Origin of the sequence: Anaeromyxobacter paludicola, from assembly GCF_023169965.1 — a bacterium.
GTDB lineage: Bacteria > Myxococcota > Myxococcia > Myxococcales > Anaeromyxobacteraceae > Anaeromyxobacter_B > Anaeromyxobacter_B paludicola.
Map to the genome: position 1 here is coordinate 1,942,490 of NZ_AP025592.1, position 16,763 is coordinate 1,959,252.

20 protein-coding genes are annotated in these 16,763 nt (G+C 70.9%); 12 read left to right on the forward strand and 8 right to left on the reverse strand.

Annotated features, from left to right (window positions below; all coding sequences use genetic code 11):
• Nucleotides 1-11 precede the first annotated feature (11 nt).
• Nucleotides 12-314 carry a nuclear transport factor 2 family protein gene (locus AMPC_RS09040; protein ID WP_248345824.1) on the reverse strand — a complete coding sequence of 101 codons (303 nt, stop codon included), beginning with the start codon at nt 312-314 and terminating at the stop codon, nt 12-14.
• 241 nt (nt 315-555) lie between these two features.
• On the opposite strand from AMPC_RS09040, the gene AMPC_RS09045 reads away from it, so the two are divergent.
• Nucleotides 556-918 (forward strand): hypothetical protein, encoded by a 363-nt coding sequence (locus AMPC_RS09045; RefSeq protein ID WP_248345826.1) that lies wholly within the window; start codon nt 556-558, stop codon nt 916-918.
• 55 nt (nt 919-973) lie between these two features.
• Here AMPC_RS09045 and AMPC_RS09050 read toward each other — a convergent pair whose 3' ends face one another.
• Genes AMPC_RS09050 through AMPC_RS09060 form a run of 3 tightly spaced genes read right to left on the reverse strand, consistent with a single transcriptional unit; the run spans nt 974 to nt 4,295 of the window.
• A complete protein-coding gene (locus tag AMPC_RS09050; RefSeq protein ID WP_248345827.1) occupies nt 974-1,471 on the reverse strand; it encodes a hypothetical protein in 498 nt (165 codons plus the stop codon).
• An 18-nt stretch (nt 1,472-1,489) separates the two neighbouring features.
• Nucleotides 1,490-3,376, reverse strand: a complete 1,887-nt coding sequence (locus AMPC_RS09055) for a serine/threonine-protein kinase (RefSeq protein WP_248345828.1) — start codon at nt 3,374-3,376, stop codon at nt 1,490-1,492.
• Between the two features lie 4 nt (nt 3,377-3,380).
• Nucleotides 3,381-4,295: a hypothetical protein gene (locus AMPC_RS09060; RefSeq protein ID WP_248345829.1), complete on the reverse strand. Its 915-nt coding sequence runs from the start codon at nt 4,293-4,295 to the stop codon at nt 3,381-3,383.
• A gap of 453 nt (nt 4,296-4,748) precedes the next feature.
• On the opposite strand from AMPC_RS09060, the gene AMPC_RS09065 reads away from it, so the two are divergent.
• The 3 genes from AMPC_RS09065 to AMPC_RS09075 all read left to right on the forward strand — a co-directional run bounded on the left by AMPC_RS09065 (nt 4,749) and on the right by AMPC_RS09075 (nt 6,201).
• A complete protein-coding gene (locus AMPC_RS09065; RefSeq protein ID WP_248345830.1) occupies nt 4,749-4,940 on the forward strand; it encodes a hypothetical protein in 192 nt (63 codons plus the stop codon).
• 159 nt (nt 4,941-5,099) lie between these two features.
• Complete coding sequence (locus AMPC_RS09070) at nt 5,100-5,474, forward strand: MbcA/ParS/Xre antitoxin family protein (RefSeq protein ID WP_248345831.1); 375 nt, start codon at nt 5,100-5,102, stop codon at nt 5,472-5,474.
• A gap of 106 nt (nt 5,475-5,580) precedes the next feature.
• Nucleotides 5,581-6,201: an RES family NAD+ phosphorylase gene (locus AMPC_RS09075; protein ID WP_248345832.1), complete on the forward strand. Its 621-nt coding sequence runs from the start codon at nt 5,581-5,583 to the stop codon at nt 6,199-6,201.
• Here the strand turns inward: AMPC_RS09075 and AMPC_RS09080 are convergent.
• Nucleotides 6,198-6,479 (reverse strand): hypothetical protein, encoded by a 282-nt coding sequence (locus AMPC_RS09080; RefSeq protein ID WP_248346428.1) that lies wholly within the window; start codon nt 6,477-6,479, stop codon nt 6,198-6,200. The two genes, AMPC_RS09075 and AMPC_RS09080, sit on opposite strands and share 4 nt — an antisense overlap.
• Between AMPC_RS09080 and AMPC_RS09085 the strand changes: the two genes are divergently transcribed.
• The 7 genes from AMPC_RS09085 to AMPC_RS09115 all read left to right on the forward strand — a co-directional run bounded on the left by AMPC_RS09085 (nt 6,469) and on the right by AMPC_RS09115 (nt 13,277).
• Nucleotides 6,469-7,995 (forward strand): ParB/RepB/Spo0J family partition protein, encoded by a 1,527-nt coding sequence (locus AMPC_RS09085; RefSeq protein WP_449658160.1) that lies wholly within the window; start codon nt 6,469-6,471, stop codon nt 7,993-7,995. The two genes, AMPC_RS09080 and AMPC_RS09085, sit on opposite strands and share 11 nt — an antisense overlap.
• A gap of 220 nt (nt 7,996-8,215) precedes the next feature.
• Nucleotides 8,216-8,881 (forward strand): RadC family protein, encoded by a 666-nt coding sequence (gene radC, locus AMPC_RS09090; protein ID WP_248345833.1) that lies wholly within the window; start codon nt 8,216-8,218, stop codon nt 8,879-8,881.
• Nucleotides 8,882-8,971: 90 nt separating this feature from the next.
• Nucleotides 8,972-9,847, forward strand: coding sequence for a DUF6744 family protein (locus AMPC_RS09095; RefSeq protein ID WP_248345834.1), 876 nt, complete (start codon nt 8,972-8,974; stop codon nt 9,845-9,847).
• Nucleotides 9,848-9,910: 63 nt separating this feature from the next.
• Complete coding sequence (locus AMPC_RS09100; protein ID WP_248345835.1) at nt 9,911-11,056, forward strand: AAA family ATPase; 1,146 nt, start codon at nt 9,911-9,913, stop codon at nt 11,054-11,056.
• Nucleotides 11,057-11,070: 14 nt separating this feature from the next.
• Complete coding sequence (locus tag AMPC_RS09105) at nt 11,071-12,357, forward strand: VWA domain-containing protein (protein WP_248345836.1); 1,287 nt, start codon at nt 11,071-11,073, stop codon at nt 12,355-12,357.
• Between the two features lie 243 nt (nt 12,358-12,600).
• On the forward strand, nt 12,601-12,774 hold the full coding sequence (locus AMPC_RS09110; RefSeq protein ID WP_248345837.1) for a hypothetical protein: 174 nt from the start codon (nt 12,601-12,603) through the stop codon (nt 12,772-12,774).
• Nucleotides 12,775-12,776: 2 nt separating this feature from the next.
• Nucleotides 12,777-13,277: a hypothetical protein gene (locus AMPC_RS09115; RefSeq protein WP_248345838.1), complete on the forward strand. Its 501-nt coding sequence runs from the start codon at nt 12,777-12,779 to the stop codon at nt 13,275-13,277.
• A gap of 342 nt (nt 13,278-13,619) precedes the next feature.
• On the opposite strand, the gene AMPC_RS09120 is transcribed toward AMPC_RS09115, so the two are convergent.
• From AMPC_RS09120 to AMPC_RS09130, 3 genes are all read right to left on the reverse strand, one after another.
• Complete coding sequence (locus AMPC_RS09120) at nt 13,620-13,967, reverse strand: hypothetical protein (protein ID WP_248345840.1); 348 nt, start codon at nt 13,965-13,967, stop codon at nt 13,620-13,622.
• On the reverse strand, nt 13,955-14,533 hold the full coding sequence (locus AMPC_RS09125) for an HD domain-containing protein (protein ID WP_248345841.1): 579 nt from the start codon (nt 14,531-14,533) through the stop codon (nt 13,955-13,957). Before AMPC_RS09125 ends, AMPC_RS09120 begins: the two co-directional genes overlap by 13 nt.
• Nucleotides 14,534-14,636: 103 nt before the next feature.
• Nucleotides 14,637-15,824: a ParB/RepB/Spo0J family partition protein gene (locus AMPC_RS09130; RefSeq protein ID WP_248345842.1), complete on the reverse strand. Its 1,188-nt coding sequence runs from the start codon at nt 15,822-15,824 to the stop codon at nt 14,637-14,639.
• 588 nt (nt 15,825-16,412) lie between these two features.
• On the opposite strand from AMPC_RS09130, the gene AMPC_RS09135 reads away from it, so the two are divergent.
• On the forward strand, nt 16,413-16,754 hold the full coding sequence (locus AMPC_RS09135; RefSeq protein ID WP_248345843.1) for a hypothetical protein: 342 nt from the start codon (nt 16,413-16,415) through the stop codon (nt 16,752-16,754).
• Nucleotides 16,755-16,763 lie beyond the last annotated feature (9 nt).

Below are 16,763 nucleotides of genomic sequence, written 5' to 3' on the forward strand. Positions count from 1 at the left end.
TGGCGCTCCGCTTACGTGGAGCCCGCATCGCCGTGAGCTGATGGCCAGCCGCCCCTTGATCCCCCAAGCGCAGCGGGCGCTGTCATGGCCGCCGCGATACACATGAGGCCGTTCACTGTGAACCGCCAAGCAGCGGCGGCGGGATAGTTGGCGTTGATCGCCGCGAAGTTCTCGCGCCCGCGAACGCGCTCGCCCGACTGCGGCCACTCCAGCACGTAGCCATCGTGCAGGAGCCGCCCGGCCGCCTGCCAGTCGTTCGAGTTCATCGCTCGCCAGAAGCGCTCGACGAGTTCGCGATTAGAGTCCGCCACCATCGCCCTCTCCGACCTGTTGGCCTTGCAGTCTATGCCGCCGAGAGCCCCGCGTGCACCTCCCATGATCAAGCTCGGCTCGCCGCGGCGTGAAGGTCATGGTTTGGTGCTGAACCTCGGCTCCCGAGGTGTGGCGCAATCAGGGTCGGAACAACTCATGCGAGTGCTATTCGCGTGGCCAACGCGCTCTCGTTGCCGTAAGAACCGCCCTCAGTTCACGCCCCTTTAGTCACCGAGGAAGACCATGGCCCGTCCCCCCGCCGTCCATACGCTCGATGAGGTGATCCGCGCCACCGTTCAGCAGGTGGCCGCGAGCGCTTCCGTAGCCATCGCCAAAGCGGTCGCCCAAATCGCCGCCGAAGAGCTCGAGAAGAACCTCGCCCTGGACACCACTCCGAAGGCCGCACGACGCGCGGTTCGTGCCGGCTCTCGGGCGAGGCCCCGGGTCGAGGTCACGAGGTGGGTGGCCGACAAGCGCGCCCGCCGGGTGCCGAACTTCGTGATCGAAGCCACTGGCTGCAAGACCAAGAAGGCCATCGTGGCGAAGTACGGCGACAACGCGGCCTTCGAGAAGGGCAAGGCCCTCCCGAAGGCCAAGGCCGCGTAGCTCGCCGTCGGACGCAGAGGGCGCCAGTGCCTCGCGTGCCACCGAGTGGAGCGGCTCAGCCCCGCTTCGCCCGCCGCGGATACTGGTACTGCGGCGGCAGCTTGATCTTCTCGAGGTCGGCACGGATGGCGCGGGCCTCCTCGGGCGTCTCCGCGTGGATCACCTTGAAGCAGGCCTTGAGCCGCCCGATGTGGGCGAGCGTGGCGCCGATGATGAACATCGGCTCGCTCGCGTGCACGTGCTCGGCCGCGCGCGTGATGAGCTCGGCGACCGAGAGGCTCACGGTGATCGACACCCGCACCTCGGTCGGCTCGTCGCCGCGCTCCGGAAGATAGGGCCAGGAGGTCGCGAGCGGCTCGACCGGCTCGACCGACCAGCGGACCCCGAGGCGCGCCGCCTCGTTGATCACCGCCTCCTGCATAAGCTGCGTGCGCTCCATGCCGTTCAGCGCCGCGCACGCCTGGTCGAAGATCAGGTTCTCGAGCGCGTGCATCCGCAGCGTCTTGGTCCGGAAGGACTTGCCGCGTTCCACGATGGCCTCGCCTCTCGACATCCTCGCCCTCCTCCCCGCTCACCGCACCGCAGCCGGCGCGTTCACGTATACGACGAACGACGTGCCGGCGGCGACCTCGTTGTCCACCGCGCGCAGGCCGACGCGCTGGCCCTCCCCCACCGCCACGCCGCTGAAGGTGAGCTCCCGGTCGCCCGCCGTGATCCGATCACACGTCAGCGGGACGCGGCCATCTCTCGGCAGCCGCGCAGTGCATGCGAGCGTACTCCCCTTCGGCACCGCCGGCATACCTTCAGCGACCACCTCTTCCGCCACCTCCGCGGAGGCCTGGCCGGGGTGCGTGGCGTCGAGCGAAGAGACGAGCCGCGCCGGTACCAGCGTGCCTCGCGGCAGGGTCGCTCTAGCGCTCCCGACGCTGGGCCGGTCGGCGAACTCCGCCGGGCGAGACCGCTGCGGCGTGCGCTCAGGCGGAGGAGGCTCGCGCTCTTGCGTGGCGCTTCGGCCGCCGGCTTTCGCGGTGCGCTTCGGTCGGACGACCGGCTCGACCAAAGCGTCGACTTTGGCCTCCAAAGCAGGAGGCTGCGCCAACGGCGGCGGCACAGGACCCTTCAGTATGTCCACTGGCGTTCTCGTCTGGACCGGCTCCGAAGACGGCGCCGGCATCGCGGCCAGCGTGCTGCGTCGCCGGGCCTCGACAAACCTCGCCGCCCCCCAGAGCGTGGCTGCCAGGGTGCCTGCGGCAAGGGCCGCTGTCGCCCAGCGCCGTGCCGAAATTTGCCTTCCTGCAGAACGGGTCGGGGGCGACCTCGCCGCGACCTCGTTCTCGGCGACTGCGCCTCGCGCTGTCCACCCCTCGCTCCCGTCTCCCGAGGAACCTCGCGGCGCGGGTCGCCCGGGGGCATCGAGGAGCCCGAACTCGCGCAGCTCCGCCGCGCAGTCGCTCGGCCAGTACGCCTTCCCCAGCGACGCGAGGTAGTCCCGCAACGCCCGCGAAAACTCGGTTCCGTCCTGGAACCGCTCGCCGCGCTCCTTCGCGAGCGCCCTGGCGCAGATCGCCGCGAGCCCGCTGGGGAGATCCTCCGTCGCCGCCGCCACGTCCGTGGGATCGCACTCGGCGATCTTCTGCAGCGTGCCGACCTCGCTGCCTGTGTCGAAGACGCGGTTCCCGGTGAGGAGCTCGACGAGCACGATTCCCAAGCTGAAGAGGTCGGAGCGCCCGTCGAGCACCTCCTCCGAGGCTTGCTCGGGGCTGAAGTAAGAGTACGTCCCTCGCTGCTGCCCGGTCCGCGTCCGATCGCGCCCCTCGAGCCGAGCGTAGGCAACCCCGAAGTCGAGCAGCTTTACCGCCCCGCTGCGCGCGATCATCACGTTCGAAGCCTTGACGTCGCGGTGGACGATCCCGAGCGCGTGCCCGTCGTCACCGGTGAGCGCGTGGGCGTGGTGCAGCGCCTCGGCGACGCTCGCCGCCACGTGGCAGCAGAGCGCCTCGCTGAGCCTCCGGCCGGCGCTGCGCGCGGCCTCCGAGGCCGCCTTCGCGGTCACGCCATCGACGTACTCGAGGACGAGGTAGTACCGCCCATCCAGCACGGCGAGGTCGTGCGCTTCAGCGATGTTCGGATGGCGCAGTCGGGCCGCGAGCCGGGCCTCGTACACGAACGCCCGCCGGGTCCGCTCGTCCAGGTCGAGGCCCGCGAGCATGCACTTCAGCGCGACGTCGCGGGTGAAGCCCGCCGGCCCAAGGCGGCGGGCGAGGAACACCTCGGCCATTCCGCCCCGCCCGAGAGAGCGCACGACCTCGTAACGCGCTCCTTCGCCACCGAGGACGAGGTTCTCGCCCGCCCGGAGCGGGCTCGCCCAGCCGAATGGCGCTTCGGGCTGGGTTAGATCGGCATCCCCCAGATCGAAGCGCGACGTCGGCGCTGCCGTGTTCTCGCCCCTCGTCGCCATCCGGTCAGAAGTCGAGGCCGCCGAGGGTGACGGCGCGCCGCTTCCCGGCCCCCTCGTAGACGGTGAGCTCGAAGGGTCCGCCGCCGCTGTCACCCTCGGGGAGGCGCAGCGAGACCACGCCGCTGCTCACCCTCTGGAACTCGATCGTCCTCTCCGACAGGTACTCGCGCTTGTTCGCGCCCTTGTTCACCACCACCGAGCCGACCTCGATCGGGATGCGACCGCGGTTCTCGAGCGTGAAGGTCAGGATCACCTCCCGGCCGAAGTAGCAGAGCTCGGTCACCTCGAGCACCATGTCATCGTTCCGCGCGCGCGAGCCCTTCTTCGAGCAGTGGTGCGGCTCGCTGAAGGCGCGGAGGAACCGGCCGCTCACCTCTGCGTCGATGCGCGCGGCGCTCTCTGCCTCGAGCTTCGCCTTCTCCACCCGGACGTACTCGCTCTCGCCGGCCCGGTTCGGGTAGACGAGCACCACCCGCGTGTCCGCCGCCTTCCGCTCGACGCGTTCCAGGTAGAGCATGAGCGTCGTGTGCTCGAGCCGGACGAGCACGGTGGTAACCGCCTCCTGCCCCGACTTCGACTGCCGCACCGCCTCGCCGTTGGGGGTGATGGCGAGGAACCTGCCCTGGGCCACGGTCTCGACCCGGAAGAGCGCGTCGCTGTCGGGGTTCCGCAGGTCGGTGCAGTCGCCGCACGTGGGCGCGCCGAGCATGTCCTCCGGAAACTCGACCGTGGTGAGGAGGTTGCGACTGGTCCGGATCGCGATCGCCTTCCCGGCCGACTTCTCGTCCAGGACGACCTCCCGGACTCCCTGCACCGGCGCGGGTGCGGCCGAGGCCGCATCCTTCACTCCACCGGGCGGGGCGGCCGCCAGGAGCGCGAGGGAGACCGTCGTCATCGCGAGCGTCGAAGCGGTAAGCATGGCGGGACCCCTCCCAGCCGCGCGCCGACTGCGCGCGGTGGCATGCCCAATCATGCCATTTCCCGCCGGGGGTCCAGCGGGATCTGCGCGGAGCGCCCCAACTGGTCACCGGAGGAGGAGGCCCAGGGGCCGACCTGCCCTCTATGCGCGTGGGCCTCCCAGAGGCGCCGAACTCTCGCCGTTCACCCTCTGTCCTGCAGGGCCCGTCGACCCGCTCCCGCTCCCCGAGTGGCCGCGCTCCGAGCCAGCCGAAAGCCTGCGCGTCCTCCGCGCCCGCCCGCGCCACCTCGCAAGCAGCCTCGGTGGCACGGCTCCTCCGGAGGGCTCCGCCGCGGCGCCGAGAAGCCTCGGACGCGCGATCGGCCGGCTCTCCGCGCTCATGGTCGCTGCTTCAGCCGCCCCAGCCTGGGGTGAGGGCGGCATGAAGCCGCGCCCACCACAGGGAGCCGGAAGATGGCCAACACGACCTACACGGTGAAGAAGGCGAAGAAGCAGGGCGAGAAGACGTTCTACCAGGAGGTGGGGAAGCTCCTCATCCGCGAGGGCGCCAAGAACGGCGTCCTCTTCCTCCACTTCCTCGACGGCGAGTACGCCGTCTTCGTCCAGGAGCCGCGCGAGCAGGGCGGCGACGGCGCCGCCAAGTAGTCAGACCGGGCGGCGGGGGCCGCAGCGCCCCCGCCGGTCTGGCTTGAGCACAGCCCCGGATGAGGCCCGCGCGGGACGCGCGGCCGCCAGGGCTTCTGCTTGCAAGTGAAAGACTGTCCACATATTGTTTCTTCTGAACGACGAGCAACAGAGGGCATCATGCGAGCGCACGCACCTGCGAACACCCCCGAGCCGAGCGCCGTCCTCACGAAGGCGACGCTTCGCGCGGCCTCTTCGCTCGACGTCTCGAACGCAGAGCTCGCCAAGATCATCGGCGTCAGCGCAGCGTCCGTTTCGAGGCTCCGTTCGTCTGCGCGCACCATCGCCCCCGGGACGAAGGAAGGCGAGCTCGCGCTCACGTTCCTTCGCCTGTACCGGAGCCTCGCCGCTCTCCTTGCGGACCCGGCGAAGTGCCGGAGCTGGTTCCACTCCCAGAACCATCACCTCGGCGGCGTGCCGGCGGAGCTCGTCCGACGCGTAGAGGGCCTCGTCGATGCCACCCAGTATCTGGACGCGATGCGGGGGAAGGTCTAGCGCCCGCGAACTGCGATGCGCTCCCTGGCGCGTCGTGGAGGGGCAGCGGATCATTTCGACGCGATCCCTCGTCGACTCTGACGCCGAACACGACCTCCTCGAGGAGATGATCGACGCGAGCAAGCCGGCCCTGCCGCCGGAGCCCGCGTTCGCCGGTCTCCACTACCTCCTCTACACGCCATTCCGTTACCCACCCCTGCGCCACGGTTCCCGGTTCGGCCGCAGGCACGAGCGCGCGCTCTGGTACGGCGCGGAGGAGCTCGCCACCGCCCTCGCGGAGGTGGCCTACTACCGGCTCCTCTTCTTCGAGGGCACGGCGGCGCAACTCGCGCCGGACACGATCACCGTTTCCGCTTTCCAGGCGCGGATCAGAACCAGCGCGGGGGTCGACCTCACCGACCCGGTGTTCAAGCCGTACCTCGCCAGCCTCTGCTCGAAGACGAGCTACGCCCAGAGCCAGGCGCTCGGCTCCGAGATGAGGGCGGACGGGATCGAGGTGGTGCGCTACCCCTCTGCGCGCCATCCGGGGCAGGGCCTCAACCTCGCCCTGTTCACCCCGGCTTTCGCGGCGAAGACGCCCGTCGGTGCGCCGCAGACTTGGTACTGCACGGTGACGCCCACGCGCGACGTGGAGTTCCGGTACGAGGCCGTCGCGGGCGTCCAGAAGGTCGACTTTCCACGCAAGAGATTCCTGGTGAGGGGCGCGCTGCCCGCTCCAGCACTCTAGGATTCCTGACGCTCGACTGCCCAGGCCGGCACCTCGCCGCCCCAGTTCCAGCGCGGCGGCGCGGTGCCGCCCGACACGAACCAGGGAGCTGTCATGCCAGCCACAGCGAAGAAGACAGGGGCGAAGCCAGCCAAGTCCCGACAGGCACCGAAGTCGATTCCGGTCGCCCTCATCGACATCGGCCTCATCGATCCGTCGCCGCTGAATCGCGACGCCGGACGCGACCTTGTTCCGCTGATCGAGTCGATCCGGCGCTTCGGAATCCAGATGCCGATCAAGCTCCGGCCCAAGGGAGAGCGGTTCGAGATCATCTACGGCGAGCGGCGCTGGCGCGCCGCCAAGGAGGCCGGGCTCGACGCCATTCCGGCGACGGTCGAGGACCTCTCCGACGAGGAGGCCCAGGCGCGACGCATCCTCGAGAACACCCAGCGCCAGGATCCTCACGCGCTCGAGGAAGCCGAGGCCTACGAGCGACTCCTCGCCATGCGCGACCGGAAGGGCAAGGCGGTCCACACCGTCGAGTCGGTCGCCGAGGTCGCCGGGCGCTCGCCGGCCCACGTCTACCACCGCCTGAAGCTCACCGCGCTCGCTCCCGAGCTGCGGAAGGCGTTCTACGCCGGCGAGCTCTCGGCGACCGGCGCGTTCCTCGTCGCTCGCGGCATCCCGACCGAGCTCCAGGCCGAGGCCTGGGCGCGGATGAAGCGCTACGCCGAGGCCGACGCCTTCGAGGACGAGCTCGACGACGAAGGCCACCTCACCGTCTCGGCCATCGAGGACATCATCGACCGCGATTACGCCCGCCGGATCGACGGGGCACCGTTCCCGGTCGGGGACGCGAGCCTCGTCCCCGCCGCTGGAGCCTGTGCCGCCTGCCCGAAGCGCAGTGTGAATCAGCCGGCGCTCTTCCCGGAGCCCGACCGCGAGGACGTTTGCACCGACGTCGCCTGCTGGCGCGGCAAGGTGGCCGCGTTCATTGAGCGTGAGCGGCGCGAAGTGTTCGCGGTGGGCGGGACCGTGCTCCTCGAGGAGGAGTCGCGGCGCGTCTTCAACGGCGGCGCGGCGCTCCCCTGGAACAGCCCCTGGATCGACCTCGACGGCCCCTGTCACGAGCACCCCGAGCGCCTGCGCTGGCGCGAGCTGCTCGGCGACCTCTGCCCGGCGCCGACGCTGGCGTTCACTTCCCAGGGACGGCCCATGCGGCTCGCCCGGCGCGCCGAGGCCCTGGGGGCTCTCCAGAAGAACGGGATCGACCTCTCCGCGCGCCGCCCTCCGGGCGAGCCCGCGACCGAAGCCGGCGGCTCGAGCGCGGAGTTCTCCAGCCGGCCAGCGCCGCCCAGCGACGCGGCCGAGACTCGCTTCACCGCCGAGGTCGCGCGCGCCACCCGGCAGCGGCTCCTCGCAGCAGTCGTGGCCGCAGCGGAAGGCGCCGCTCCGGACGACGACCGCTTCGCGAACCTCGTGTACGAGACCATCCTGCACGGCGGCTACCACAACGCGCTCGTGGACACCGTGAAGCGTCGCGCCGGCAAGGTCCCGAAGGGCGAGCAGCCCGAGGTCGCGCTCGCCCGGATCGCGGAGGGGCTCTCCGGCCCTGCGCTCCGCGCGCTCGTGCTCGAGCTCTGCCTCTCTCGGGGAGCGTACTTCATCCTCTCCGGGGACAAGTACCCGCGCGACCTCGCCCGCGCGCTCGAGGTCTATGCGATCGACGCAGAAGGGCTCGAGAGGGCGGTCGCAGACGAGCTCGGCGCAAAGCGGGCGGCTCGCGCAGGCAAGACCGTCGCGACGCACGCGTAGAGCCGGAAGCCTCTTTCGCTGAGCTTCCGGCGCCTCACACCCCGCCGGACGCAGTTCGCGGAGCTGGCCATGTCCTCCCTGTCACGGCCCGCCGAGCACGCCCCCGGGGCATCGTGCCCCGGGGGCGCTTCGTTTCGCCCCACCCGCTCCTCCCGCCGGCGACGTGCCGCCTGCGGCGTCGAAGGCGGCACGTCGCCGCCTCGGAATGGGGAGGTGACGCGTGAAGAACGAGGCTCCAACCACTGCGCACGAGCGGCTCGATCAGCTGGGCGCGCGGGCGCTGTCCGACGCCGAGCTGGTGGCGGTCCTGCTCGGACCTTTCAGCGGCTCCAACAGCGTACGCGACGCAGCGCTACATCTCCTCGACGAGCGTCCCCTCTCCGAGATCGCCTGGGCCTCCGCCGACGAGCTCCGGCAGGTACAGGGCATCGGCCCGGCTCGGGCGGCCGCGCTCGTCGCGGCCTTTGAGCTTGGCCGGCGCGGCGCCTGGTCCGCGCCGAAGCGCGGCGAGCGCATCCTCGATCCGAGCCGCGTGTACGAACTCTTGCGGCCGCTGGCCTACGCCGAACGGGAGGAGTTCCACGTCATCCTGCTCGACGTCCGCGGACGCCTCCTCAAGAGCGTGAAGGTCGCGGAGGGCTCGATCTCCCAGTGCCCCGTCTCGCCGCGCGACGCCCTGCGCGAACCGGTCCGGATCGGCGCGCACGGGGTGGTGTTCGTCCACAATCACCCCAGCGGCGACCCGGCCCCGAGCGCCGAAGACGCCGACCTCACCGACCGGCTCCGCGCCGCGTCCGAGCTCGTCGGAGTGCTGGCCCGCGACCACGTCATCGTGGCGACCGGTGGCTATTACTCGTTCGTGGAGGCCGGGCGCTGGAGGAGGTGAACCCACCCGCCCGTGCGGGCGCGCGGCCCCGCGCCGCCTCTCCGAGGCGCGCGGCGCGGTGCCGCGGCACACGCACGGGGAGATCATCAAATGAGCCTCTCGCTCATCCGCAGTCATCTGCAGACCGCCGGTCAGCACGTCGGAGACATGCTCTGGTGGACGCTCGAGGACGCACGCATCGGCCGAGCCCGCCTCGAGGAGGTCTGGACCTCCGCCGGCCTCCCTGCGGCGCTCCTGCCGGAGCCGCCCACGCCCGAGAAGGCCCTGCGCACCGCTGTCCGCGAGGCGCAGGTCGGCCAGCAGGGCCACCTCATCCGGCTCGGCAAGGAGGACGACGACGAGCTCGTCTTCGCCGTCGTGCAGGAGCAGCGCGACGGCGCCGGCAACGTGAGCTACCGGCAGGAGGCCCGGATCGTCCTCCGCCGCCTCGTCACGCCCTTCCTCGGAAGTGACGCACCCGACCACGAGCTCGTCCGCGCGGTGCGCCAGCGCTATGAGGCCCTCCTCACCACCCACACCGCCGACGACGTCCGCCGCGCACTCGTGAAGACGCTCGCCTCCTGCGCCGCGGTCACGTTGCGCGATCACGGCGGCGTGTACTGGGTGCCGGCGCCGTTCGCGGAGACGCTCCGGCGGCTCCAGGTGGCCGTGGCCGGGATCGGCGGGAGCCGGCTCGACGTCATCCCGGTGCACGCCTCCCCCGAGGCCTCGCAGGCGCTCGGCGCCGCCGCCCGCTCAGCGCTGGAAGACGACCTCGCCGTCCTCACCGCCGAGATCGAGACCTTCCTGCAAGAGCCGCCGGAACGCGCCTCCACCCTCACCCGCCGCCTCGCCACCTTCGACGAGCTGCGCGCGAAGGCCCACCTCTACCACTCCGTTCTCGAGGTCCAGGTTGCGGACCTGGACGCCCGGCTCGACGACCTCACACGCCACGTCGAGGGGCTCCTCCAGGCAAAGGCATCCTGAGCGACGCGCGCGCCGCCGCTCTCACGAGCGGCGCGCTTGCCGCTCCTCACAGGGAGCCATCCGATGACGTCAGCACTCCAACCGATCCAGCAGCTTTCCCAGGATCTCAACGCCCGCTTCCCCGAGAGGCGCGAGGTCATCGACGGCGCCCTCTGCGCCGTCCTCGCCGGCGAGCACCTCCTCTTGCTCGGCCCGCCCGGCACCGCCAAGAGCGCGCTCGTCCGGGCAATCGCGCAGGCGTTCGAGGGCAGCTACTTCGAGCGACTCCTCACCCGGTTCTCGACCCCCGAAGAGCTCTTCGGACCGGTGAGCCTCAAGGCCCTCGAGCAGGACCGCTACGCCCGCGTCGTCGCGGGGAAGCTGCCGGAGGCACAGTTCGCGTTCGTGGACGAGGTGTTCAAGGCGAACTCCGCCATCCTGAACAGCCTCCTCACCGCCATGAACGAGCGGCTCTTCCACAACGATGGGGCGCCGGTGCAGATGCCGCTCGTGAGCCTCTTCGGGGCATCGAACGAGCTGCCCGACGGGAAGGAGCTCGAGGCGCTCTTCGATCGCTTCCTCCTCCGCTTCGACGTCCAGTATTTGCGCCGGCCGTCGAGCTTCCGCGCCGTCGTCACCGGGTCCGAGCCCACCGCCTCCCTCGCCTTCCCGTTCCAGGCGCTTCAGGACGCCCAGGCCGCCGCTGCGGCCGTCATAGTCACCGACGCGACCGTAGACGCCCTCCTCGCCATCCGAGACGCCTGCACCGCCGAGGGCATCGTCGCCTCCGACCGCCGCTGGAAGAAGAGCCTCCGCGTGGTCCAAGCCCACGCCTTCCTGGCGGGAGAGAGCGCGACCACCCCCGAGGACCTCCTCGTCCTCGTCGACGCGCTCTGGCGCGAGCCCAAGGAGCGCGCCAAGGTGGCGCGGCTCGTCGGCGAGCTCGCCGACCCTGTGAGCGCGAAGGCGGCCGAGATCCTCGATGCGGCCCGCGAGACGGCCGCCAAGGTCGCCGGGCTCCGCTCCTCCGACCGCAAGGCCTACATCGCGAGCGCCGCGCAGGCGCTCGACGACTTCAAGGCGCAGCAGGCGCGCCTCGCCGACTTGGCGCGCGGCGCCGGGCCGCGCGCCAAGGCCACGCTCGCCGACGCCGGCCAGGAGATCGCCCAGCTCCACTCCGATCTCGCCAGGTCCGTCACGCACGGCCTCGGGCTCGCCGGCGCGCGCTGAAAGAGAGAACGCCCATGCGACGCAACGCCTTCGACGTTCCCAAGTGGCACCTCATCCAGCACCGCGACGCGCGGGGGCTGCCGCTCCCCGCCGGCAACGACTCCCCCCGGCGCAGGCTCGAGGACGAGCTCTTCGAACGGCTCTACGCCGGCGCTTGTGAGCCGATCCCGGAGGCGGACGCGGTCCCGGCCCTGCGGGCCTGGTCCGAGCGGGTCCACGCAAGCTGCGAGGCCCTGCCCCAGTTCAGCCGGCTCGCCGACGAGTGCCGCGGCGACGCGGCTGCTGCCGCCGCCGCGGTCGAGAGCCTCCTCGACGCCCTCGGCGAGCTCCCGCCGCCTGAGGCGCCCGCGCCGCGAACGGCGGCGGGCTCGGCCAAGGACCCTCTCCGCCGGCCGCTCGTCGCCGCTTGCGCGGCGGCTTCGCGCGCCGCCGAGGAGCTGCGGGAGGCGACCGAGGGGCTTGCCGGGGTCGCTCCCGGCTCCTCCACCGAGCGGGGCGGGCCCGGCGACGGCCGGGCCGCCCGGAGCCTCGCGGCCAGGCTCCGGAGCGACGAGCGCCTCCGGCGCATCGCGCTCCTCGCTGGCCGGATGAAGCGCATCGCCGCGTCGAAGCGGCGCGGGCGGGTCCGGCACGGCGCCGACGAGGTGAGCGACGTGATTCAGGGCGGCGAGCTCGACCGGGCGCTGCCGGTCGAGCTCGCCCGCCTCACACACCCGAGGCGCCGGCTCGACTTCCTGCGGAGCCTCCTCGAACGACAGGTGCTCGAGTACCAGCTCACCGGGAAGGAACCGCTCGGCCGCGGTCCGCTCGTCGTCCTCCTCGACAAGAGCTCGTCCATGGACAGCGACGGCGGCGCCAGGGACATCTGGGCGACCGCGCTCGCGCTGGCGCTCTTCGAGCAGGCGCGCGCCGAGCGCCGGACCTTCGCGCTCATCGCCTACAACGCGGCACCCTTCCACGTCGAGGTGGTGCGCCCTGGCGACGCACTCCCCGAGGAGGCACTCTTCACCCGCTGCGGCGGAGGGACGTCCATCTCCGCAGCGCTCACCCGGGGACTCGACCTCGTCGCCGAGGCACGCGGCGAGCTCAGGCGTGCCGATCTCGTCCTCGTCTCCGACGGAGAGGACGATCCCGGCCCCGCGTCGGAGCTTCGCGCGCGCGCGGCCGCTATGGGCGCGAGCATCTTCGGGCTCGCCATCGGGATGCCCGGCGCGGCGCTCTCGCCCTGGTGTGACGAGGCGCACGGCGTCACCGATCTCGCGACCCTGGAGCCTGCAGTCGCGAGCGCCCTGTTCGCGTGATGGCGCGCCGAGCGCTGCCGCCGAGCATCGGTCCGTCTCCGTCCGCTCGCTCCGGCGGCGCCGAGAGACCGCCGTGCCCCGCGCGACGACCGCGCCAGCTCTCAACGGCCTCGCTGTCACGGTCGCCGCCTCACTGCGGCGGGGCCCGGCATCGGCACCGCCTCCGCGCGCTCGAGGGCGCCATCTCGCCGCTCCACTTCGTTCGAGAGCGGCGAGATACCGCCCAAACAGGGAGACGGACAGATGCTCTACGACAAGGCAGCGCGGTACACCGACCTGCAAGACGCGATCGAGGAGACGTTCGAGGGCATGAAGCTCGAGATGATCGCCTGCGAACTCTGCGGGGACTATCACCCGCCCGACATCCACCTCACCCCGTTCACCCCCTACGACCCCGCCGACCCGGAGGAGGCGTAGCCATGGCCGGCACCGACGAAGTTGTCGGACGCATCCTCTCCCGCAAGCCCTTCACCGTCCTCGGGTACAGCGCCGAGGACGCAGTCTGGTGCCCCGAGTGCCTCCGGACGGCTGCCGGGCTCTCGCCCGGGCGGACCGACACCTGCGGGCGCCCGGTGGCCCCGCTCTACGCGCGGGACGCTGCGGTACGCGAGGAGGTCTGCGAGTACTGTGACCGCGCGCTGTACGAGCTACTCGCGACCCGCTCCGGACCGAAGCCCGAGCAGAAGCCGGTCACCGCCCAGCTCCGGGTGCACGGGAAGCGCACCGCGATCGAGTTCGACCGCGTGCCACCCCTGGACATCCGGAACCAGCTCAAGAGCAGCGGCTGGCGCTGGGATCCGCGGTTCCGGGTCTGGTGGTCGGGCGAGGAGACACCACGGGTGCCGGCGGGCATCGTCCTTCCGACCGCGCTGCGGGCTCCGGCGGCTCTGGGGCCGCTGATTCGCAGGCGACGGGACTGAGCAGCGCCCCGCCTCCATCTAGGAGCTGCTGCATCCGGAATCACTCGTGCAACGTAACGTGTGGCGTTGCGTTGCTTGAGTGAAACCGGAACCAAGCCAGCGCGCGGAGGCCTGTTCGCGGCCTGTGCCGGGTCATGCCTCCGCGCCGGGCATGGCCTCCTCGGGCTCGGCGCTCTCGAACTGCTGGACGACACCGCGGAGGAGGTCGAACAGCTCGGCGCGGGCCTGCGCGGTTATCGATGAGCGCGCCCGGATGCTTCCGGGCGACTCGTGCTCATGCTGGCCAACCTTATTGGCCGCGCCCGTTCTCCCTGTCCGGCCCCAGGGGAGCCGAAGCACTCTTCAGCACACATGTGTTTCGCACGGGATCCCGTGCTGATCGAGGAGCGCCTTGAGATCCGCCGTGCCGGTGAAGGTCTCGTTCGCGTAGGCGTCCCGCAGCGCGGCAAGCAGGTTCGCGCGTTGGCACGCCAAGGCGGCGGCGACCGCTCCGACGTGCTCGGCCCTCACGGTCAGGAAGTACTCGTATTCATCGTCGCCGGTGAGCTCCCTTACCTTCGGTCCGAGGTCCTGACCTTCGAGGCAGAGGTCGCCGTTCCCCGCCAGGCGAGCGTCGAGGTGGATGTGGATTCCTGGTTCGCGCACGTCCATCAGTGTCACGATGCCGGTGCCCTCGTTCACGAGCGACATAGCGCCTCCATCTCGCGCACGGTCACCTCGAGTTCGCTGACCACGTGCGCCACGTTCGATCGCTCCCCCGCGCGGCCGAGGGCTTTCGTGATCTCTGCATAGTACCAGAGGGTGTCCAGACCGCCGGCGAAGCGCTGGAGCGTCGCAGGGCCTTCGCGGCGCAAGTCGACGACGATGGCGCGGGCGTTGTCGAGTTTGTCGCAGGCACAGACGAGGAGCGTGCGCGCATCCTTGTGCGGGAGGCCCGCGAGATAACGCTTCTTCCGCTCTCGCCACGGCGGCTTCGGGACCTCGAATGCGTCGGTGCACCCCTCCACGATGCGCGCCACCCCCTCGCCAAATTGCTCCCTCAGGAGATCGAGCGTGGAACGGCCGCCCGCGTCCTCGGCGGCGTCGTGAAGGAGGCCGGCGATCGCTTGCTCCTCGTCGCCTCCGAACTGCAGCACGAGCGACGCCGTCGAGAGGAGGTGTGTCGCGTGCGGGATGTCGGTGCCCTTGCGCTTCTGCTCCGCGTGGAGGCTGAGCGCAAGCGCGACCGCGCCCTCGAATCTGTGACTGAGCGCCATTGGCTTTTTCCTCCCTTGACGCCTTCAGCTTACGCGCCAGGCAGACATGATGCGTTGGCGAACGGGCACATGCCAACGGCTCCGCTCCGCCGCGGCGATACGCCTACCCGGCGCGTTCCGGGGCGGCTGCGGCCCCCAGTTGTGTTGCCTCGATCTCGCGTACCACGCCGCGCAGCACCGTGAGCAACTCGGCGACGGCCTCCGGCGTCGCCACTGCCGGGTCGCGCACGCGGTCGAGGTGGACGACGAGCCGGGTCTTCTCTCTCCCCGTTCGCTCGAAACAGGGGGTCCCTCCCCCGCCCTTCCCGTCCGTGTGCTTGCGGCGCCGGTCCGCCAGCGCCGCCCTCGCTCTCGCGACGGACCAGCCCTCCTTCTCCGCCCGCGTCACCACTTCCTCGAAATGCTCAATGAGGGCCTTCTGCGCCTCCTCCGCCTTCCGGCAGGTTGCCCTCACTACCTTCGGGTCCTGGTACGTCTCGGCCGCGTAACGCGCCATCGCCGAGGCGTCGAGCTCGAGCTCGCGTGCTCGCGCCCAAGCCTCGACGAGGTTCCGGTACTGGATCTCGCGCTTCGCTGCGCCGCGCAGCTCGTTCTCCGCTAGGAGCTTGTTCCAGTGTCGCGCCAGCTCAAACCCCATCTCGCGGCGGACCGCCCGGCGCAGGAGAGCCGCCTGTAGACAACGGGGCGCCTTCAGCAGGCCAACCAGGTTCCGCGCGACGATGCCGTTCAGGCCACGCTCCGCTCCCACCTTCTCGATAAGCTCGCCCATCGGCCTGTCCGGCGAGAGCTGCCGTTCGCGGTCCGCCGCGTCCTGGAGGGCGATCGCTTCCTCGATCGGCGAAAGCCCCTCGCGCTCCATGTTCTCCGCCCACTGCTTCTCCCTCGCGCGAAGCTCGTCGGTTACCCCACCCTGGAGCGGCGGGAGCACCTTGCAGCGGATCGTGGCGAGGCCGGCGAGGCGGGAGGCGCGCCAGCGCCGCTCGCCCCAGAGCAACCTGTACCGGCTCGACTCTCCCGCCCCAGCACCGTCAACGGGCGTCACTCCCGGCTCCTGCAGGAGGCCGTACCTGGTGATGCTTACCGCGAGCCGCTGGAGCGACTCCTCGTCGAACGCGCGGCGCGGCTGCGCCGGGTCCGGCTCGATCGCGTCGAGCGGGATCTCGCGCAGGACGGCGACCGCCTCGGCCGCGGCGGTCGCCAAGCCGGCTCGCGTTGAGGGCGGCGCAGCCACCCTCAACGCTTCGTGTGCTGCCGGGTTGTCGCTCTTCTTTCCGTTCATCCGATCCGTCATGACTTCCTCCTGTCCGTGGCGGCTCTCGCCGTTGGTCGCTCCTTGACGCTTCGCTTCGCGCTTTCCTGTTTGCACGTCGACCCGGTCGCCGCGCGGCGGGTCCGCCGTACTGGAGCGGCAGGCGCTCTGCGCCTTCGCGGCCCCCGTGAAACGGGCCGGAATTTTCGGCATCGAAGCGTCACGAACGGGCTGTCGCCCGTTCGGCTTTTGGACGCCCTTCTCGAGGTCGCCGCCGGCCTGCGGCGCCGCTCGCTCGGGAGCCCTCTCGGGTCCTTAACGGTCACAGACCATACGCACCCGCCGCGTGCCGCTAGGCGCGCGCAATCACGGCGCATTTCCGAACGAACCCGTCGACCCCTGTCGCCAACAGGGTGACAAACGGCGGCGAACCTCCTGTTTTGACTCACCGTGGCTGTCGCCAGCCTGTCGCCGCGCCCCACACGCCCGAGTTCGCTGCCAATCGGGTCGAACCGCCGCTGGAAGTTGATCTTCCCGTCGGAGGCGTTGCATTCTACGGCATGCTTCACCATGCCAGGCACGTTACGCAACTATCGCCTGACTCGTCAACCATCCACGGAGATGAGCCCCATGAGCTCCACCAACGTGCACGTGAGATTGAGCAGCGAGGCCTGGCGCCGTTACTCGGCGGAGGCGCAGACGCGCGGCATCGCCCTCGGTACGCACCTGCGCCAGCGGCTCGAGGAGCAGGACCGGCTCGTAGCTGAACTCGCGATCCATGCCGCGGCCGAGCAGAGCGCCGCGGCCCACGAGCAATCCGCCCCGAACGTTCCGGCCGCGGTCGCTCTTCCCCCTTTCCTGGAAGGCGCGCTTGCCGAGTTGCTGCTGGTGCTCCGCCAGCTCGCCGGTCCGCAGCGGTCCGCCGTCGCCCAGAAGGAAGTCGAGCGGCGCGGCCTCTCGTCCTGGAGGTAGCCATGCATC

Excerpts from the sequence above, each read along its gene's own strand:
- AMPC_RS09040 (WP_248345824.1), bottom strand. The coding sequence starts at position 314 with ATGGTGGCGGACTCTAATCGCGAACTCGTCGAGCGCTTCTGGCGAGCG.
- AMPC_RS09045 (WP_248345826.1), top strand. The coding sequence starts at position 556 with ATGGCCCGTCCCCCCGCCGTCCATACGCTCGATGAGGTGATCCGCGCC.
- AMPC_RS09050 (WP_248345827.1), bottom strand. The coding sequence starts at position 1,471 with ATGTCGAGAGGCGAGGCCATCGTGGAACGCGGCAAGTCCTTCCGGACC.
- AMPC_RS09055 (WP_248345828.1), bottom strand. The coding sequence starts at position 3,376 with ATGGCGACGAGGGGCGAGAACACGGCAGCGCCGACGTCGCGCTTCGAT.
- AMPC_RS09060 (WP_248345829.1), bottom strand. The coding sequence starts at position 4,295 with ATGCTTACCGCTTCGACGCTCGCGATGACGACGGTCTCCCTCGCGCTC.
- AMPC_RS09065 (WP_248345830.1), top strand. The coding sequence starts at position 4,749 with ATGGCCAACACGACCTACACGGTGAAGAAGGCGAAGAAGCAGGGCGAG.
- AMPC_RS09070 (WP_248345831.1), top strand. The coding sequence starts at position 5,100 with ATGCGAGCGCACGCACCTGCGAACACCCCCGAGCCGAGCGCCGTCCTC.
- AMPC_RS09075 (WP_248345832.1), top strand. The coding sequence starts at position 5,581 with ATGATCGACGCGAGCAAGCCGGCCCTGCCGCCGGAGCCCGCGTTCGCC.
- AMPC_RS09085 (WP_449658160.1), top strand. The coding sequence starts at position 6,469 with ATGCCGATCAAGCTCCGGCCCAAGGGAGAGCGGTTCGAGATCATCTAC.
- AMPC_RS09095 (WP_248345834.1), top strand. The coding sequence starts at position 8,972 with ATGAGCCTCTCGCTCATCCGCAGTCATCTGCAGACCGCCGGTCAGCAC.
- AMPC_RS09100 (WP_248345835.1), top strand. The coding sequence starts at position 9,911 with ATGACGTCAGCACTCCAACCGATCCAGCAGCTTTCCCAGGATCTCAAC.
- AMPC_RS09105 (WP_248345836.1), top strand. The coding sequence starts at position 11,071 with ATGCGACGCAACGCCTTCGACGTTCCCAAGTGGCACCTCATCCAGCAC.
- AMPC_RS09110 (WP_248345837.1), top strand. The coding sequence starts at position 12,601 with ATGCTCTACGACAAGGCAGCGCGGTACACCGACCTGCAAGACGCGATC.
- AMPC_RS09115 (WP_248345838.1), top strand. The coding sequence starts at position 12,777 with ATGGCCGGCACCGACGAAGTTGTCGGACGCATCCTCTCCCGCAAGCCC.
- AMPC_RS09120 (WP_248345840.1), bottom strand. The coding sequence starts at position 13,967 with ATGTCGCTCGTGAACGAGGGCACCGGCATCGTGACACTGATGGACGTG.
- AMPC_RS09125 (WP_248345841.1), bottom strand. The coding sequence starts at position 14,533 with ATGGCGCTCAGTCACAGATTCGAGGGCGCGGTCGCGCTTGCGCTCAGC.
- AMPC_RS09130 (WP_248345842.1), bottom strand. The coding sequence starts at position 15,824 with ATGACGGATCGGATGAACGGAAAGAAGAGCGACAACCCGGCAGCACAC.
- AMPC_RS09135 (WP_248345843.1), top strand. The coding sequence starts at position 16,413 with ATGAGCTCCACCAACGTGCACGTGAGATTGAGCAGCGAGGCCTGGCGC.